We start from the raw sequence: 18,562 nt of genomic DNA on the forward strand, positions 1-18,562 counted from the left end.
AGATGTGTATAAGAGACAGGCCAATAGACGGCGTAGCGTTCGCCCTGGATCTGGTGCAGCGGGATCACGGACAGCATGCCGTCGCGCGTGTTCGCGCGGAACGTCAGCGGCTCGTCGGCCGGCGTCAGCCAGTCGAGTCGGTGCGGTCCGTCCATGGCGATGCGGGGTGCGGCTTGGGCTTTCGGTTCGGGCGACGGGCCCGCGTCGTACCTGCCGTACTGCTGGTCGTGCGTCAGCCCCTTGCTGCCGAGCCGCGCGGCGAGCACCAGCGGACCGTAAAGCACGGCCTGGAGGCTGTCGTCGCCGGGCAACGGCATGGCGTGCAGGCGCATCGGCAGGGTGATGGTGAGGCGATCGCCCGTCTGCCATTGGCGCTTGAGGGTCAGGTAGCTTCCGGGCGAAGCGAAGACATCCAGTGGCGTGCCATTCAACGCGACGCTGGCGCCCGGCGCGATCCAGGAAGGAATGCGCAGGTTCACCGCCAGTTCGCGGGGCTGGTCGAGCGTGAACTCGAACGCGCTGGAGGGTTCCTTCGGGAATCCGGTGCGCTGAACCAGGCGCAAGCCGCGTTCGGGCCAGCGCAGCTCCGAGGCGATGTAGAGGTTCACGTGCAGATCGTCGTCGTCATGCGCGTAGATGGCGTCGTTGAAGCGCGCGAATTCCTCGGCACCGGACCCGGTGCAGCACCAGAACGAATCGGTCGGCGAGTTGTAGAACTTCGCCCCACCCGGTTGCAGCGAGTAGTAGTAGAGCTTCATGCCCTGCGCATCCTGGGTACCCAGGCGCGCGTTGTAGAGGGTGCGCTCGTAATAGTCGAAAGCGCGCGGGTCGCCATTCCACGCGTAGACATGGCGGGTCAGCTTCAACAGGTTGTAGGCGACGCAGCACTCGGCGGCATACAGGCCGAGTTGGCCCTTCAGGTCACCAGGGCCGGTCTTCCAGAACTCGTCGTTGCTGGAACCGCCGGTCGCGTAACATCGGTTCTGCGTCACCGTTTCCCAGAAATACTCGGCGATGCGGCGGTAACGGGGTTCACCCGTCAGCTCGTAGCGGCGCGCGGCGCCTAGCACCTTGGGAATCTGCGTGTTGCTGTGCAGGCCCTTCAACTCGTCGCGGTGCGCGGCCAGCGGCTCGAAAAGCGACGCCTGGTCGAAACGATGCGCGGCGTCCAGGTAACGGCTGTTGCCGGTGATGGCATAAAGGTCGTACATCGACTCGTTCATGCCGCCGTATTCGGTTTTCAGGATATGCGCGATTTCCGTATCGGAAAATCCGTTCAGCCAGCGCACGGTCCAGTTGCCGATGCCGGTGGCGACATCCAGTGCCTGGCGGTTGCCGGCGAGCCGGTACATGTCGAGCATGCCGGCCTGGATCTTGTGGATGGTGTAGAACGGCGCCCAGACCTTTTCGCCGCGGCTCAGCCGATCGAAGAAACTTTCCGGGAACGCGCTGAGGTAACCGTTGGATCGCTGGCAGGAAGCGAGGATGCCGACCAGTTCATCGCCACGCGCTTTCAGGACGGCATCGCCCTGGGCGGCCCAGGCCAACGCGGCGGCGGAAAGGTAATGGCCACCACTGAAGTGGCCGCGCAGTTCGCAATCGGGTTTCTCCCAGCCGCCGAGCGGGACGGCGTTGGTGGGCTTGCCGGCTTGCACGAGGAAGGCCCGCGCGAGCCGGTCCACCGGCAGGCTGTGCAGGTAATCCAGGTTGATCGCGGCGGCGCGGCGGAAGTCGCTGTCCAGCAGGGTCACGCGGTCGAGTGCGAAGTCCTGCATCCGGTTGACGGGCTTGTCGCGCACGGCGGCGGTCGCGGTGCCGGCCGGATCGGCGATGTCGAAGGCGCGCAATGGAGTCGCCAGCAGGGCGCCGGCGAGCGTGGATGCGCTCGCCTTCAGGAAACGCCTTCTTCGATCGACACCTTGCATGCTTCTCCCCAACGTGATGACGCACATCCCCCGATGCACGCTTTCATCGTGCGGTCACATGACCGTGCTGTCTTGTGTCATTTCCGGATGCTCGATGCGGAATCCCGCATAGTCGACGCGATGTGCACGATCTGCCCCGGTTTTCCGCGCACGCGGATGGCATCGCCGCGCCGGTCGGCTTCGTCGACGGCTTCGCCGTCGACGTGAACGCGGGGCCCCGCGCCGCGCAGTCTGATCCAGACGGCCTTTGGGCTCGAGTCAGCCGGCAAGGTGACCGTCGCGGACAGCTGCGACCCTTCCTTCCTCAGCGTGACGCCGCAGCGCCCCCAGCGCGTGGGAGCGGCGTCCAGGCTCACCGGCCCGCCGGTATCGAGCCACGCGTGGGGAATCGCACGGGCCAGCCACAGCGTCTCGCCCGCGCTGTCGTCGAAGACGAAGGCCCAGCGAAGCAGCAAGGGGATCGTCATCTGCGCGGGCATGCAGAACAACGGCATGCCGCCGGTGATGTCGGCGACCTCGCCAGCGGTCCAGCTGCCGGGCGTATGCGCATGGTGGCGATGCGCATAAAGGAACAGCAGGTATTCGTCGATGCGGTCCAGGCGCAACAGTTGTTGTGCATAGCCATAGGAGATGAAACCGAGGATATCGCGGCTTTTCGGGTCGGCGGGCCCGATGTTCGCGACCACGCCGAGGGTGGTGGCACCATGGCCGCGCATGCCATCGATCACCACGTTGGCGAGGTCATCGGGCAGTACGTCCGCCTGCAGTAGCTCGGCATAGGCCCGATGTGGCCACTGTTGCTCGCTGGGCTTTTCCTGCGCGAGCGATTCGCGGAAGGTGAGCGTGACGCCGGGCAACGGCGGAACATAGGCTGGTTTCAGGTCGTGGCGGATGTTGGCACGCACGCTTTCCTCCACGCGCCGGGCCAATGCCTCGGCACGCGTCTTCCACATCGAGGCGGCGGCCGCGGCGGACACCTCGACAGCGGGCCAGATGGCGGCGAGGTCGAGCAGGCCACGGGCGGCGAGTGCGCTGTTGGCGTAGTAGGGTTTCCACCAGAGTGCCGGGTCGGGAAAGAGGCAGGCATCCGACTCGTTCCAGCCGTGGATCAGGCCGTATCCAGGAGCGCTGGAGGGCAGCCGCAGGCTCTCGTCATGCAACTCCAGCAGCGTCGCGACCGTGGCCTCGATCTTCTTGCGGTGCTTGCGCAAGAGGGACGCGTCGTTCGTGTAGTGAAAGTAACGTGCCAGAAGCGAAAGAGTCAGGCCGAATTGCCCCGTCTCGGCGCCGCGCATGTTGATCATGCCGTCGTCCTGGACGAAGTCACGGAAATAGCCGTCCAGTACCGCGGCGGCCTGTTCGAAGCGGCCCCATTCCAGGTTGGCGTAGAGCGAACTGGTGAAGGTGTCCTGGAAACCGTCGTATTCGTTGCCGTAGTAGTCGCGGTCGACGGCGCCGTACTTGGGGTAGGTGCCGTCCGGACGAACCACCAGCTCGCGGGCGAATGCGTGGGCGACCATGTCGGACCATCCCGCCGAGGGGATGCGCACGGGCGCGAGGTCGGCCAGCTGGGCACGCCAGTAGTCGTGGAAGCGCAGCAGCGCCGCGTAGAAGGCGTCGGCCTGCGGCGGTTCGCGGCGCGGGGAATAGGCGGGGTAGCTGTGTCCGTAGACCACGCGGGTGAACCGGCCATGCTCGACCAGCGCGGTCCGGTGCCAGGTCTGCACGACGAAGCGGTCGTTCGCATCCACGTCGGCGAACACGAGCACGTCGTACCAGCGGCCGTCGTCCAGCGGCACCACCTTGTGCACCGCCGGCAGCCACCCACCGAGCAAGCCTTCGCGCCGGCGCGCGACTTTCTTCGGCTCGTGCAGGTCGGCGAAGACCTGGTCGGCGTGATAGGTGCGCGTGCTGCCGGAGGTATAGACGGGCATCGTGTCCGCGCATTGGCGGGTGCCGACGAACGTGGTCCAGGGCAAGCGGCCGTAGTAGTTCTCGGGGTCCAGCGACGATGCCGCGGGCGGAGCGGCCAGGCGCACCTGTGCCTCGTCCGGCTCGCCCTGCGCAAGGAGGTGCTCCGCGAGGAGATCCGCTCCGGCTAGCGCGACATCGGCCAGTGTCATGCCGAAGTAGGGTTGCGCGGCTTCGTCGTAGGTCGCTTCGGTGCGCTTGTCGATCACGCAGGCCTGCGTGCCATCGTGGAGCACGATCGGGCCGTCGGGGTGGGACAGGTCCTCGCCCGCCTTCCAGTCGCGCCCTTGCAGGCGAAAACCGGGCAGGCCGACGAGGTGCTCGCGCGGAACGTCGGCAAGCGGAACGCGCGCGGGCGCGATGGCCGCGCGAACCGCCGTCTTGCCGGTGGAGGCCGGTGGCGGTGCGAACGCTTCCGCCGTCAGCGGACCCAGGCCAGCGGCGGCGCCCGTTGCCGCCAGCACGCGGAGGAAGTCGCGCCGGTCCATGGCCGTGTCGTCGCGCTCACTCATCGTCGTCGTCCAGGGCCAGTTCGTGGGCCGGCAAGCCGGTACGCTCACCCCAGTAGTAGATGCCGATCGCCATGACCAGCACGGTGAGCGAATCCCACGGATGCGCGATGGCGCCGACACCACCGAAGGTGCCCAGCCACGAGACGATCATCGTCAGCGCGTAGAAGCCGATGAGCCACAGCGACGAGCGCACGTTACGCATCAGCCGCTCCCGGTCACCCCCTGTCGCCAGCTTGTAGACGACGTAGATGGCGAACATCACGATCTGCAAACCCAGCAGCCACGAGACCGTGGCCCATGTGGACCAGTAGACGATCAGCGCCGCCACGGCGAAGGACAGCGGTCCGATCAGGCCGAAGGCCTTGACCCGGAACGGGCGGACGAGGTCCGGCGCGCTCCGGCGCAACGCGGCGACGGTCACCGGCGCGACGGCGTAGCTGAGCACGAGGGCGGCGGAAACCACCTGGATCAAGGCTTCCCACGACGGAAATGGCAGGGTCCAGAACACCGATAGTGCGAAGGTCAGCCAGAGCGCCGGGCGTGGGATACCGGACTTGCGATCGATGCGCGTGAGCACCGGGAGGAAGGAGCCACTGCGCGCCCATCCGTAGACGATGCGCGGCGTGGCATTCATGTAGATGTTGCCGGTGCCGCTGGGCGAGATCACCGCGTCGCACACGACCAGCGTGGCCAGCCAGCCCAGGCCGAGGGCCATGGCGATGTCGTGGTACGGCAGGGCGAAGGCCTTGTCCACGCCGGCCCATCCGCCGCCCAGCAATTCAGTGGGAATGCCGCCGAGGAAGGCGAGCTGGAGCAGCACGTAGATCACCGTGGAGAGCACCACGGAAAGGATCAGGGCGATGGGGATCGTGCGTTGTGGATCGCGCACCTCGCTGGCGACCGACACGATCGGCGTCAGGCCGAGGTAGGCGAAGATGATGCCGCCTGCGGAGATCGCCGCCTCCACGCCCGAGAGACCGTTCGGGGCGATGCCGTGGATGGTCAGGTTGCCCGGATGGAAGTGCGTCAACAGCAGCACGATGACCAGCAGGGGCACGACGAACTTGAAGATGCTGACGATGTTGTTCGCCTTGGCGAACGCCTTCACGCTGAAGTAATTCAGCACGAAGAACGCCGCGAGCAGGGCGAACTGCACGATCCATCCGAGAAGGCTGGCATGCGAACTGCCGGGCACGTTCAACGCCGGCATCCAGGCCGCCGCATACTGCCGGCAGGCCACCACCTCGATAGCGATCAGGCTGGAGAACGCGATCAGCGTGATGAAGCCCATCAACGAGCCAAGCAACGGACCGTGCGAATACTCCGGATAGCGCACGGCCCCACCGGCGCGGGGAAGCGCGGCGCCGAGTTCGCAGTACACCAGCCCGAGCAGCAATACGGCCACGCCGCCGATCACCCACGAGAGGATGCCCGCCGGCCCCGCCAGTGCGCTGACGTGGCTGGCGGCGAAGAGCCAGCCCGAACCGAAGATGGCGCCGAGGCCGATGAAGGTGAGGTCCACCAGGCTGAGTTGCTTATGAAACCTGCCCTGCGGGGGCGCGGACGCGTCGGCCATGGTCAGTGATCCTTTCCTGCATAAGGGGACTTCCCGCCGCCGGCGATGAAGGCGTCGATCCGTGCCGCCAGCACGGGAAGCGGCACCGAACCCGTCGACAGCACGGTGTCGTGGAAGGCGCGGATGTCGAAGCGCTTGCCGAGCGCTTTCTCCGCCTTCGCGCGTCCGTCGCGGATCGCCATCTCCCCGAGGTAATACGAGAGCGCCTGGGCAGGCCACGCGATGTAGCGATCCACTTCCGTATCGATCTCGTGTTCGGCCAGGGCCGTGTTGTCGCGCAGGTACTGGCGGGCCTGCTCGCGTGTCCAGTGCATCTGGTGGATGCCGGTGTCGACGACGAGCCGTGCGGCGCGCCATGCCTGGTAGCTGAGGTAACCGAAGCGTTCGTACGGCGTATGGTAGATGCCCATCTCCTGTCCCAGATACTCGCAGTACAACGCCCAGCCTTCGCCATAGGCGGAGATATACGTATAGCGGCGGAAGTCCGGAAGACCGTCCATCTCCGCGGCCAGGGGCATTTGCAGCGCGTGGCCCGGCGAGGATTCGTGCAAGGTCAGCGCAGGCAGCGAGTAGAGCGGACGGGCGGGGAGGTTGTACGTGTTGACGAGGTAGATGCCCGGCCCACCGCGCCCGCCGGTGTAGATAGGGGCGAGATCGGCGGGGACGGGCTTGATCGCGAAACGCCGGCGCGGCAGGCGGCCGATGTAGTCGCCGACCACGCCGTCCACTTCCTTCGCTATCCATGCCGCGTCCTTGAGCAGTTCGTCCGGTGTCTTCGCGTAGAAGCGCGGATCGCTACGCAGGAACTGAAGGAAATCGGCGAAGCTGCCCTTGAATCCCACCTCCTTGATGATGTCGAGCATCTGCTGGTGGATCGAGGCCATCTCCTTCAGGCCGACCGCATGGATCGCATCGGGACTCATGTCGAGCGTGGTGTATTCCAGGATCTGCGACCGATAGAACGCCTCGCCATCGGGCAGGTCCACGGCGGCGAGGCTGTCGCGTGCCTTCGGCGCGTATTCCTCGCGCAGGAAACGCAGCAGCTTCGCGTAAGACGGGATCACCTGCGCATCGATGATGGCGAGCGCTTCCGCGCGAAGCCTGGCCTGTTCGGCGGCAGGCACGCTGGCCGGCATCTTCTGGAACGGCGTATAGAAGAGGTTGGCTTCTCCCTTCGTCCCGGCGGTCTGCTGGATGCCGTCGTACTGGCTTTCGACGATGAGCTTCGGCTGGGTGAATCCCCGCGCCATGCCCAGGCGCATGTTGGCGATCTGCTCGTCGAAGTAACGCGGGATGTCACGCAGCTTGCCCAGGTAATGCCGGTAATCGTCCTCACGCAGGAAGCTGCCGCGCGCACTGAAACCGAGGTTGCTCCAGAACGCCGAGTCCGCGTTGAACGGCATCTGCCAGGTCTTGTCGCGCTGATCGGCGAGCAAGACCTCGACCTGCTGCCGGTAGACCGCGTAGTCGACAGGGCCTTCCCCGCGCAGCTGTTTCGGGTCGATCGCATGCAATTGCTTCAGCACGTCGGCCCAGTACCGTTCGCGTGCCTCCTGCGTGGCGGCGTCCACCTTGGGCAGGTTCGACGAGTCACGGCCAGGACCGTCCTCGTCATCGGCCCCGGCGAACTGCTGCTGGCGCCAGGTCCATTCGCGTTCATGGATCGCCTCGAACCGCTGGTTCGCATCCTCCGTGGCGTGGGCGATGGGCAGGGCGCCGAGGATGAGTCCCAGCAGGCAGGCCACGCGGGCAACGGACAGGGGCACGGCGATCTCCGCTCAGGGTTGGTGGGTCTTTCCGGCTTTCACGGCGGCGATCCATGCGTTGGTGCGCGCGTCCAGCATGTCCAGCGGCATGGCGCCACCGGAGAGCATCTGGTCGTGGAAGGCGCGTATATCGAAGCGGTCGCCGAGTTCCTTCTGCGCGCGCCGGCGGAGTTCGAGGAATTTCAGCTGACCCAGCTTGTAACCGAGCGCCTGGCCGGGCCACGCGATATAACGGTCGGTCTCCGCCTGCATGCTCGGTTCGTCCTCGGCCGGATGGGCATGGAAGAAGTCGATCATCTGTTGCCGGTTCCAATGCAGCGCGTGCGTCCCCGTGTCCAGCACGAGGCGATCGGCGCGCAGCAGCTCGCCGCTCAACCGGCCGTAATCCTCGTAGGCATCCTTGTAGAAACCCACGTCCTTGGCCAGCTGCTCGGCATAGAGCGCCCAGCCCTCGATATACGCGTTGTATCCGGCTTGCTGGCGGAACGGAGGCAGGGGCAGGGTCTGTGCGATGGAGATCTGCAGGTGATGACCGGGCACGCCTTCGTGATAGGCGGTGTCTTCGATCGTGTACAGGCCACGCTGCTCGTAGTCGCCGGTGTTGACGAAGACGATGCCGGGACGTGATCCGTCGGGCGTGCCCTGGTGGTATTCCGCGCCTGCGGCGTCTTTCTCGCGATAGCGTTCCACCGCCTGCACCCGCAACGCCGTCTTCGGCAGCGTGCCGAACAGCTTGGGCAACTCCGGTTGCATGCCCGCGATGTACTTCCGGTAGTCGTCGAGGATCTGCTCACGCGAACTCGCGTACAGCTTGCGATCGCTGGCCACGGCCTTGCGCAACGCGGGCAGGTCCGCATAACCGAGCTTGTGCGCGATGGCGGTCATCTCGCCTTCGATGCGTTTCACCTCGTCCAGGCCTATCTGGTGGATACGCTGCGGGGAAAGCTCGGTGGTCGTCTGCGTATGGATGGCGAAGCGGTAGCGCGCATCGCCGTCGGGCAGCGACCAGATGCCTTCCTGGCTGCGGCCACGCGGCGCGTATTCCTTCGCGACGAAGTCGGCCAGCTTGCGATACGCCGGACGCACCTTGTCGTCGACGGCGGCGAGGATCGCCTTGCGCAACCGTGCCTGGTCGGCGGCGGGGACACCCTTTGGAAACTGCGCCACGGGCTGGCCGAAGACGTTGCCCTCGTCTTTCGCGGCGGCGATGTCCTGGGCCTGCTTGACCACCTTTTCCAGGAGGTAACGCGGCTGCATCAATCCATCGGCCATGCCCAGGCGAGAGGCGGCGATCATCTGGTCGATGGCTGTGGGCACGGCTTCAAGACGCTTGAGGTAATCCTCGTAATGCGCCGTGCTGTCGAAGGGAATGGTGGAGACGAAACCGGGTAGGGCGAGATGGGCGCCGCCGATCTGGTCGAGCGGCATCTCGTAGTTTTTCAGGCGGATCGCTTCCAGGCGGTCTTGCAGTTCGCGGATCGCCATGTCGCGGCTGAGCCGGCGTTGCTCGTCCAGGCTTGCCGGGTCCACCGCGTCGAAACGCTTCAGGAAGGCTTCGGTGGCCTTGCGGTCGTCAGCCACATGGGCCGGTGAATAGTCGGTCCAGCGGTCGTTGTAGCGGTAGTCGCCGATCGTGGTGGCGAGTTCCGGACTTTCCTTCAGCTGGTATTCCCATCGTTGCGCCACCAGGGCGTCGAACGCGGCGGCCCCCGTCGTTGCACCGTGGGCGGCGATGAAGGGCCCGGCAAGCAGGCCGCACAGGCAGAGTCCCCGGACGATCGGGCGAAGCTTCATCGAACACCCCTTCACGAATATGACACCTCGATGCTCACCCGTGTGGCCGCCGGGCGCTAGAAGCGATTGCCCGGCGACCATGCGGAATTGGGCACAATGGGTGCGCAGGCCTCAATCGGCGAACGGCTGGTCGATCGCTGGCGAGGGCTGGGTGAACCACGCGCCGCCATCCCCGGTCACGTAAAAATGATCCTCCAGGCGAATACCGAAGCGACCGGGCACGACGATCATCGGCTCGTTGCTACAGCACATGCCGGGTCCGAGCAGGGTGCGATTGCCGCGGACGAGATACGGCGCCTCGTGAATGGCCAGTCCGCAGCCGTGCCCGGTGCGGTGGGGCAGGCCGGGAAGCCGGTAGTCCGGGCCCAGTCCACCCGTTTCGAGCACCCGCCGTGCCGCCGCGTCGATCTCGGCACAAGCCACGCCGGGGCGCACGGCGTCGAACGCGGCCTGCTGCGCGGCGCGCTCCAGTTCCCAGATGCGTGCCTGGTCGGCGTCGGGCGTGCCGAAGACGTAGCTCCGGGTGATGTCGGACTGGTAGCCCTGCACGCTGCATCCGGTATCGATCAGCACCAGGTCGCCGCGCTCCAGGTATTGCTCGCCAGGGATGCCGTGAGGGAATGCCGTGGCATGCCCGAACTGGACGATGCAGAACGTCGAGCCGTTGTCGGCGCCCAGCGCGCGATGGGCTTCGTCGATGAAGCGTTTCACCTCACCGGTGCCGATGCCTTCGTGGAGCATGCCGGCGGCCAGCCGCTGCACCTGCAGCGTCATGGCCGTGGCCTGCTTCATCAGGGCCAGCTCGGCATCGGACTTCGACATGCGGCAACCGTCGATGACAGCCGTGCCGTCGACGATCTCGCCGTACGGGAATACGCGGCGCAGCGCCTCGAAGACACCGAAAGGCGCCGCCGGATCGAGCGCCAGGATGCGCCCGCCGGCAGCTGTCAGACGGTTCGCCACCAAGGCCTGCGGGTCCTCGTGCTCTTCCCACATGGCCAGTTCGACCGGATGGGCCATCACGGCGCGCAGCGATCCCTCCTCGAACGCGGGACAGACCAGCACGGGCTCGCCACGGCGCGGCAGCAGCAAGGCTACCAGGCGTTCGGTGGCGCCCCAGGGAATCCCGGTGAAATAGCGAAGCGAGTTGCCGGCGCCGACCAGCAACGCATCGGCGCCGATGTCGTGGAGGAGTGTCCGGGCGTGCTCGATGCGCGCGAGGTATTCCTCGCGGGCGATGGGTGCGGCGACGGCGTTCCATGGCGCCAGGGCCGCACGCGCGTCCGCCGGTGAAAGGTGGCCGATCTGGCTCATCGGGAGGCCCCCACGTCGGCTTCGGTCCATCGGCCGTCGATGCGCCGTTGGATCGGCCCTGGGTTGCGATCGCGCAGTTCCGGCGGCAGCAACGTCTCGGGCACGTTGTCGTAGCTGTGCAGGGCGGCGAAGCGGTGGATCGCGGTGGGCATGCCCACCGCGGTGAAGCCGGGATGGCCCGTCGCGGGATAGGGCCCGCCATGATTCATCGCCGGGCTGACCGCCACGCCGGTGGGCATGCGGTTGGCGATGAGGCGGCCCACCCGCTTGCGCAAGGGTGGCGCGACCGCTTGCCAGAGCGCGTCGTCGCCGCCGTCGGCGGCGCGGTACAGCGTCGCCGTGAGGTTGCCCTCGAAGGCTTCGGCGATCGCCACCATCGCGGTCTCGTCCGCGCCGCTGACGAGCAGGCTCACGGGACCGAACGCTTCCGCCTGCAGGGCATAGGGATGGGCGAGGAAGGTCGCGGCGTCGACATGGAGCAAGGTGGGTTCGAAGCGGTAGCCCTGGCCGGCGCCCTCGTTTCCGCCGGCCAGCACGCCGGCACCGGCCTCGACGAGGGCCCGCACGGCGCGCGCGAGGTTTTCCTGCACGCCACGGGAGAACAGCGGGCGCGGCGTCGCCGACGCGAACTGTTTCGTGGCGGCGGCGACGAAGGTATCGCCGGCCTCGCCCTGCGCGACCACGACGATGCCGGGGTTGGTGCAGAACTGGCCGCTGCCCATGGTGCACGAGGCGAAGAACTCCTGCGCGAGCGGTTCCGCGCGTTCCGCCAACGCACCGGGCAACAGGAACACCGGATTGACACTGGAAAGTTCCGCGTACATCGGAACGCCGGCCGCATCGGCGGCGGCCTTCAGGGCGAGGCCGCCCGCGCGGCTACCCGTGAAGCCGATGGCGCCCAGCCTCGCGTCACCGGCCAGGGCCACGCCCAGCGCATTGTCGAAGTGGTAGAGCATCTGCACCGACGCGGCCGGCAGGCCGGTGTCGAGCAGCGCCGTGTGTGCGAGTTCGGCGAGGCGGCGGCTGGTCGCCGGATGCGACGGATGCGCCTTGGCGATCACCGGGTTGCGCGCGGCGATGGCCGATGCGAAGTCGCTGCCGGCGATGGCGTTGAAGGCGAACGGGAAATTATTGGGCCCGAACACCAGTACCGGCTTGCCCAGCGGTGCGCGGTGCGCACGCAAGCCGGTGGCGGTGTCGATGATCGGATCGGTCCACGCGTAGTCGCGGACGGCGCGCGCCGCCTGCCGCAGTTGTCCGCTCGTGCGCGGCAGCTCCACCGAGCGCAGGCGTGGCTCGGCGGGCAGCGCGGTTTCCTCCGCGGCCAGCGCGACCAGCGTGTCCGCGTCCTCGTCGATCGCCTGCGCGTAGCGGTCGAGGAAATCGGCGACGCGCGCTGGCGATGTCGCCGCCAGTTCCGCCGCCGCCTAGGAAGCGGCGGCGAGCGCGGCTTCCAGGTCGGCCGCGCCACTGATGGGAAACGCGGGGCCGATCGGCTCGGCCCGCGTCGGGTCTTCGGCACGGAATGCGCCGGCCGCACCGAGCGATGCGCACCAGCGGCCGCCGAGCAGCAGTTTCGCATCGGCCTGCATGATTCAGAGCTCCGGTTTCGTGGCGATGGCGTGGTCGATCACGGCCAGCGCGGCCTCGCGTTCGGCACCCGTGACCGTCAAGCGTGGAGCACGTACGGTTTCGCTGCCCATGCCGGTCTTGGCCTGCACGAGCTTGATCAGCTGCACGAAGGTGGGCACCGTGTCGAGGCGGAGCAGCGGCAGGAACCATGCGTACAGCGACTCCGCGGCGCGGGGGCCGCCATCGCGCGCGAGTTCGAACAGCTTCACCGACTCCTTCGGGTACGCGTTGACGAGGCCGGCGATCCAGCCCACCGCTCCCATGCTCACGCCTTCGACGAGGGCATCGTCCATGCCGACAAGGAGGTCGAGGCGATCGCCGAGCAGGACGCGAATGGCGGCGAAACGGCGCACGTCACCGGAAGATTCCTTCACCGCTTGCAGGTTCGGGAACTGCGCGGCGAGTTCGGCGATCTGCGCGGGCGCGAAATCGGTCTTGTAGGCGACCGGATTGTTGTAAAGCATGCAGGGCAGGTCGGTGGCCGCGATGACGGCCTTTACATGCGCGCTCATTTCGCGCCAGTCGGTGGAATACACGTACGGCGGCAGCACCATCAAGCCGGCGCAGCCGATGGCCTTGGCTTCCTTCGCGAGGCGCACGGCCTCATCGGTCGAGAGCGAGGCGATGCCGGGAATCACCGGCGCACGGCCGTCGAGTGCATTGACCAGGGTGCGCAGGATGTCGGTCTTCTCCTCGTAGCTCAGCGTAGCCGCTTCGCCGAGGGAGCCGAGGGGCACGATGCCTTTGCAGCCGGCGTCGATCATCTGCAACGCATGGCTGGCGAGGAAGGCGTGGTCGACCTTGCCATCGGCGGTGAAGGGCGTGGTGACGGCGGGCAGGACACCGCGCCAGAAAGTTGCCTTGCTCATGATGTGTAGCCTCTGGTATCGCTGACGGAAGAAAGAAGGGGTTCGCCCAGGGTGGCCAGGCGAGCGGGAAAGAGGGGCGGCCGCACGCCGCCGCGCGGGCCATGCCCGAGTTCGGCGAGCGCGCCGCCGCAGATGCGGCCCTGGCACGCGCCCATGCCGCAGCGCGTGGCGAGCTTCGCTTCGCGGGCGTCGGCGTGGGGGCGCACGGCGCCGAGGGTGACGTCCTCGCACCGGCAGATCGTCGTGTCGTCGTTCGCGAGGCCGCGCACGTCGTCGCGGAGCGCGAAGTGTTCGCGTAGCGAGGCGGCGAAGGCTCGCGCGCGATCGCGCCGGTGCAATAGCGCGGGTGGCACGTCCGCGCCTGCGGCGGCCAGGCCCGCGATGCGGCCCTCCACCCTGGCGCAGTCGAGTCCGCCGATACCGCAGGCTTCGCCGGCGGCGAATACGCGCGGTTGGCTCGTGGCCTGCCACGGTCCTACCTGCACACGCGCATGCGCGCCTTCCGGCTCCAGCGCGCACCCGAGCAATTGGGCCAGTTCCACCTGCGGCAGCAGGCCGTAGCCCACCGCCAACAGGTCGCATTCGATGTGTTCGTCGCCTCGGCCGCCGCGTACATGCGCGCCGCCGACGCCGTGATCGCCCTCGGCGGCGGTCACGATGCTGCCGGTCCGATAAGGGATACGCGCGAGTTCGAGTCGCAGCCGTGCCGCTTGAGCTAGCTTGCCCGGCCAACGCCAGAGGCCGGCGGCGAAGCGATGCACGGCGGATGCGCTGGCCTGCTCGTGGATGCCCACGACGTGCGCGCCGTGCCGTCGCGCGGTTGCCGCGGCCGCCAACAGCAGCGGCCCGCTGCCGGCGATGAGCACGCGCTTGCCACGCAAGGGCCAGCCTTGCTTGGCCAGGGCCTGTAAACCGCCGGCACCGGTGACGCCGGGCAGGGTCCAACCGGGAAAGGGCAGGAGGAGCTCGCGTGCGCCCGTGGCGAGTACCAGCGCGCCATAGGCGAGATGGAAGCCGCGATGCGCGTCCTGCAAGAGCAGCCGTTCCGGTTCGACGGCGACGACCTGCGTTCCTTCGAGGCACGTCACGTTGGCGTTCCCGGCGATGGCGCGGATCGCATCCATCGCCACACGCGGCTGGCCGTGCAGCCTGTCGTGCCGCCATACCTGGCCGCCCGCGCGTGGCTGGCTGTCGATCAGCACCACCCGCTTGCCCTGGCTCGCGGCGGCTTCCGCGGCGGCGAGGCCCGCCGGTCCGGCGCCGACGACGACGATGTCGCAGGCGTCAACCATCGGTTTCCACCCGCATGCCAGGATCGACGACGCGCTGGCAGGCGCGCTGCTGGGCCACGCCGTCGATGCGCACGCGGCATTCGAAACACACGCCCATGCCGCACAGCGGTGCGCGCGGCTCGCCTGTCACGGAACGGCGGAATGGCTCGCCGACGAGCGCGATCGCCGCCGCGACGGATACGCCCGCGGGCACGTGCACTCGGCGTCCGTTGACGGTGAGTCGCACGGTGCTCGTGGTCATGGGCGTACCCGCGCGGGATCGTAGGGCGTGGGATCGATGGCGGGTGCGCGACCGAGGATCTGGTCGATGACCACGCGCGCGCTACCCAGGGAGGTCGTTACCCCCAGCCCTTCGTGCGCGGCGGCCACCCAGACATCGTCGCGGCCAGGGGCACGGCCGAGATAGGGCAGGCCGTCCACGCTTACCGGGCGAAACCCCGTCCACAGGCGAATCGCGTCCAGTTCACGCAGCCGTGGAAGAAAGCGGAAGCTCCGTTCCAGCATGCGCCGGATCATCGCCATCGAAACATCGGCGTCGACGGCGTCGTATTCGCGCGACGAACCGATCAGGATCTGTCCGGTGGGGCGCGGCTGCACATTGAAGGCCACACTGGAGGCATCGCCGCCGTGCGCGCTGTCCGCGTAACCGAGTTCGAGCAGCTGATGGCGAATCACGCCGGGATAGCGGTCGGTGATCACCAGGTGCCCCTTGCGCAGGCGTACCGGCAGGCCGGGCAACAGGGACGGCAACGCACCGCCATTGGCGAGCAGCACGCGGCCACTGAGCCGCCGCCCCCCGCGCAGGAGGACGCCGTGGTCCTCGAGGCGGAATACGGCATCGTGATGGTAAACGGCTCCCCGCGCGATCGCCTGATCGATCCCATGACGGGCTACGGCCGGGGGAAACACCACCGCTTCGTTCGCCACGCGCATGCCGCCGGCGAGGCCGGGCGCGAGCGCGGGTTCGAGGCGGTAGAGTTCCCGCGCGTCGATCCTTTCCGCGGTCAAACCGGAGGCGGCAAGCCGCGCGATCTTTTCCGGGATACGCGCGAACTCTTCGTCGTTGCTGGCTACCCACAGGGTTCCGCAGCGGCTGAATTCCGCGCGTGGCAGGTGCGCGAACGCTTCCCAGAGGCCTAGCGAGTAATGCGCCAGCGCGAGCTCGGCGGGGTCGTCGTCCATGGCCACGAGATGACCCATCGCCGCGGCGGTCGCGCCGCCTCCGACGACACCTGGTTCCACGATGGCGATGCGCATGCCCTGCGCCGTGGCGTAGTCGGCGCATGCCGCGCCCACGATGCCGGCACCGACGATGATCAGGTCGTGGCCGCTCACCCCGCGCCGATACCCCAGGCCAGCGGATCGGCCTCGTCGATCAGGATCTGTCCCTTCATGGTGACGTGCGCGCTACCGGTGATGCGGGGCAGGACGCCCGACGCGCCGGGCTGGAAGGTGACCTCGAACACGCTGCCGAGGATGCCCGCCTGCCGCCAGACGGCACCCGCGGACAGTTTTCCGTCGGCGGCCAGGCAGGCCACCTTGGCGCTGGTGCCGGTGCCGCAAGGCGAGCGGTCGTAAGCCATGCCGGGGCAGAGCACGAAGTTGCGGCCATCGGCGTCGGGTTGCCCGGGTGCCGCGTTCAATTCGATATGGTCGATTTCCGCGCCGTCCGCGCCGGTGATGCCTTCGCGTTCCAGCGCCGCGCGGATCGCCTCCGTATAGACGGTCAGCGCGCGTTGATTTTCGAGGGTCAGCGGCAGCGGCGTGTCCGCCGTGATGAAGAACCAGTTGCCGCCCCAGGCGACGTCGCCGACGACGCTGCCGTAGCCGGGGACGTCCAGGCGAACGTCCTTGCGGAGGCGATAGCTTTCCACGTTGTCGATCGACACCCGGCCGTCGTCCAGCAGTTCGATGCCGACGGTACCCACCGGCGTTTCGAGGCGGTGCCGGCCCGGACCGATGCGCCCCAGGTGTTGCAACGTCCGGATCGTGCCGATGGTGCCGTGGCCGCACATGCCGAGGTAGCCGACGTTGTTGAAGAAGATCACCCCGGCGCAGGCCTCGGGATCGGCCGGTGGTACGAGCAGGGCGCCCACCATGGTGTCCGAGCCGCGCGGCTCGCAGGCGATCGCCTGGCGCCAGCGGTCGTGCTCCGCGCGCATGAGCCGCCGCCGTTCGGCGAGGGAACCGCTGCCCAGGTCGGGGAAGCCGGAGAGGACGACGCGTGTGGGTTCGCCGCCGGTATGCGAATCGATGAAGTCGAGGGTGTGCATGGCTTCATGCTCGCCGGGGACCGCCTCGGCGGGATAGAAACCTTTGCCGGATTCAGATGCGGAATTCAGCATACCCATCGAAGGCGGCCCGGTCGCCGTGGCGCCGCTGCCGTACTTGCCATCCTACCGCCCATCGGCCTTATGATGCGGTGCGGCAGTGAAATAACCCGTTGCCCATGCCGTTGCCGCTCGCCCCGGAGGAGCCCCGCGCCCGTGAAGATTTCCGCCGATGAACTCGAGCCGCTCTTCGATGCGCTTCCCGATGTGGTGTTCTTCGTCAAGGACACCCAGGGGCGCTATACGCATGCCAACCTGACCCTGGTCCGCCGCCTGGGCCTGAAGCATCGCAGCGACATCATCGGCAAGGACGTGACCGAGCTGTTCCCGACCACGATGGGTGGTTCCTACGCGGCGCAGGATCGTCGCGTGCTGGCCGGCGAGTTGATCGAGAACCAACTCGAGGTGCATATCTTCAACAATCGCGCGCCAGGCTGGTGCCTGACGTGCAAGCGGCCGTTGATCTCGCGCGGCGAGGTGCGTGGCGTCATCGGTATTTCTCGCGACCTGGGCCAGCCGGACGGCAAGCATCCCACCTATGACCGGCTGCGCCGCGTGCTTGCGCACATGCAGGAGCACTATGCCGACAACGTGCGCGTGCATACGCTGGCGACGCTCGCGGGCCTGTCGGTCGCGCAGCTGGAACGGCATTTCCGCCGGGTTTTCCAGCTCACGCCGCAACAGGTGTTGACCAAGGTGCGCATCGAAAGCGCGATGCGCCTGCTCGGCGGCGAGGACAGTGTCGCGGCCATCGGCATGGCATGCGGTTTCGTCGACCAGAGCGCCTTCGCACGGCAATTCAAGGCGACGGTGGGGATGACGCCGAGCGCTTACCGCATGATGGTCACGGCCGAGCGTTGACTCCAGTCGATGGCTTGGGGCTCGCTTCGAGTCTGTGGGAGCCGACCTTGTCGGCGATGGGTGCTTGACTCATCCAGGCCCGCTGCCGCGGGATCGCCGACAAGTCGGCTCCCACAGGGGGTTTAGTACACTTGCACACGAAACCTTGCACGGAACTTTCGTCGAATGAGCCCCGTATTCAGGTTTTTGAACGCATGCGAACCCCTCGCTGAGGCGGTGCGTCCATCCCCACTCCGGGTAGGTCATCCTTGCGCCGCCGTTATCCCATTGCGGTACGGCATCCTTCTTCTTTAGCGGAGTCATGACCATGCGCAAGCTCATTCTGGTGGCCGTTGTATCTTCTCTTTTCTCCCTCGCGGCCGCTGCGGCGCCGCAATTGGCGCATGGTCACGGTGGTGGTCATGACAAGAGCTCCATGACGGATCACGACGCGCACGGCGATGCCGTTTCGGCGGAGACCAAGGACGCCAGGCTGGATGGCGCCAAAGTCGGTACGGACGTCCGCGATGTCGCGCGTGATAAAGCAAACGGCAAGGGATTGACCAAGGGGCACGGTAAGGGCCATTGACGAAAGCCCGCTTCCCACCCGGTGAGGCATGCGACACGTGGCGAGCGTTGCTCTTTCCTTCCAACCCACCCCAGGGTCCAGAGAGCTGCCGGGCGCCACCCTCGGCGCGACATTAGGAGCCGAGGACGGGCGGGCGGAGAAGGCCCGTAGGG

Annotated in this window: 13 protein-coding genes and 1 pseudogene; 2 read left to right on the forward strand and 12 right to left on the reverse strand. The window is 67.4% G+C overall.

Annotated elements, in window-relative coordinates; genetic code table 11:
• The 12 genes and pseudogenes from ACR9ZJ_RS14430 to ACR9ZJ_RS14485 form a co-directional block, all read right to left on the reverse strand.
• Positions 1–1,925, reverse strand: a 1,925-nt coding sequence (locus tag ACR9ZJ_RS14430; protein WP_481288130.1) for a glycoside hydrolase family 127 protein, incomplete at its 3' end; no start/stop codon positions are given.
• Between the two features lie 77 nt (positions 1,926–2,002).
• Positions 2,003–4,384, reverse strand: coding sequence for a twin-arginine translocation signal domain-containing protein (locus ACR9ZJ_RS14435; RefSeq protein WP_481288140.1), 2,382 nt, complete (start codon positions 4,382–4,384; stop codon positions 2,003–2,005).
• A gap of 16 nt (positions 4,385–4,400) precedes the next feature.
• Positions 4,401–5,984, reverse strand: coding sequence for an APC family permease (locus ACR9ZJ_RS14440; protein ID WP_481288131.1), 1,584 nt, complete (start codon positions 5,982–5,984; stop codon positions 4,401–4,403).
• Positions 5,985–5,986: 2 nt separating this feature from the next.
• Positions 5,987–7,750 (reverse strand): DUF885 domain-containing protein, encoded by a 1,764-nt coding sequence (locus ACR9ZJ_RS14445; protein WP_481280099.1) that lies wholly within the window; start codon positions 7,748–7,750, stop codon positions 5,987–5,989.
• A 12-nt stretch (positions 7,751–7,762) separates the two neighbouring features.
• Positions 7,763–9,544: a DUF885 domain-containing protein gene (locus ACR9ZJ_RS14450; RefSeq protein ID WP_481288132.1), complete on the reverse strand. Its 1,782-nt coding sequence runs from the start codon at positions 9,542–9,544 to the stop codon at positions 7,763–7,765.
• 111 nt (positions 9,545–9,655) lie between these two features.
• Complete coding sequence (locus ACR9ZJ_RS14455; RefSeq protein WP_481288133.1) at positions 9,656–10,858, reverse strand: M24 family metallopeptidase; 1,203 nt, start codon at positions 10,856–10,858, stop codon at positions 9,656–9,658.
• A pseudogene (locus tag ACR9ZJ_RS14460) lies at positions 10,855–12,450 on the reverse strand (aldehyde dehydrogenase family protein). Before ACR9ZJ_RS14460 ends, ACR9ZJ_RS14455 begins: the two are co-directional and overlap by 4 nt.
• A gap of 3 nt (positions 12,451–12,453) precedes the next feature.
• Positions 12,454–13,359, reverse strand: a complete 906-nt coding sequence (locus ACR9ZJ_RS14465; protein WP_481288134.1) for a dihydrodipicolinate synthase family protein — start codon at positions 13,357–13,359, stop codon at positions 12,454–12,456.
• Complete coding sequence (locus ACR9ZJ_RS14470; RefSeq protein WP_481288135.1) at positions 13,356–14,651, reverse strand: FAD-dependent oxidoreductase; 1,296 nt, start codon at positions 14,649–14,651, stop codon at positions 13,356–13,358. Before ACR9ZJ_RS14470 ends, ACR9ZJ_RS14465 begins: the two co-directional genes overlap by 4 nt.
• Positions 14,644–14,892, reverse strand: coding sequence for a (2Fe-2S)-binding protein (locus ACR9ZJ_RS14475; RefSeq protein WP_481280105.1), 249 nt, complete (start codon positions 14,890–14,892; stop codon positions 14,644–14,646). The genes ACR9ZJ_RS14470 and ACR9ZJ_RS14475 overlap by 8 nt, the downstream gene beginning before the upstream one ends.
• On the reverse strand, positions 14,889–15,986 hold the full coding sequence (locus tag ACR9ZJ_RS14480) for an NAD(P)/FAD-dependent oxidoreductase (RefSeq protein ID WP_481288136.1): 1,098 nt from the start codon (positions 15,984–15,986) through the stop codon (positions 14,889–14,891). The genes ACR9ZJ_RS14475 and ACR9ZJ_RS14480 overlap by 4 nt, the downstream gene beginning before the upstream one ends.
• Positions 15,983–16,924 carry a 4-hydroxyproline epimerase gene (locus ACR9ZJ_RS14485; protein ID WP_481288137.1) on the reverse strand — a complete coding sequence of 314 codons (942 nt, stop codon included), beginning with the start codon at positions 16,922–16,924 and terminating at the stop codon, positions 15,983–15,985. Before ACR9ZJ_RS14485 ends, ACR9ZJ_RS14480 begins: the two co-directional genes overlap by 4 nt.
• 213 nt (positions 16,925–17,137) lie before the next feature.
• Here ACR9ZJ_RS14485 and ACR9ZJ_RS14490 point away from each other — a divergent pair, with 213 nt between their 5' ends.
• Positions 17,138–17,842 carry an AraC family transcriptional regulator gene (locus ACR9ZJ_RS14490; protein ID WP_481288138.1) on the forward strand — a complete coding sequence of 235 codons (705 nt, stop codon included), beginning with the start codon at positions 17,138–17,140 and terminating at the stop codon, positions 17,840–17,842.
• Between the two features lie 307 nt (positions 17,843–18,149).
• Complete coding sequence (locus tag ACR9ZJ_RS14495) at positions 18,150–18,410, forward strand: hypothetical protein (protein WP_481288139.1); 261 nt, start codon at positions 18,150–18,152, stop codon at positions 18,408–18,410.
• Positions 18,411–18,562 lie beyond the last annotated feature (152 nt).

This window comes from Luteibacter sp. KNZ12-1A (genome assembly GCF_056755675.1).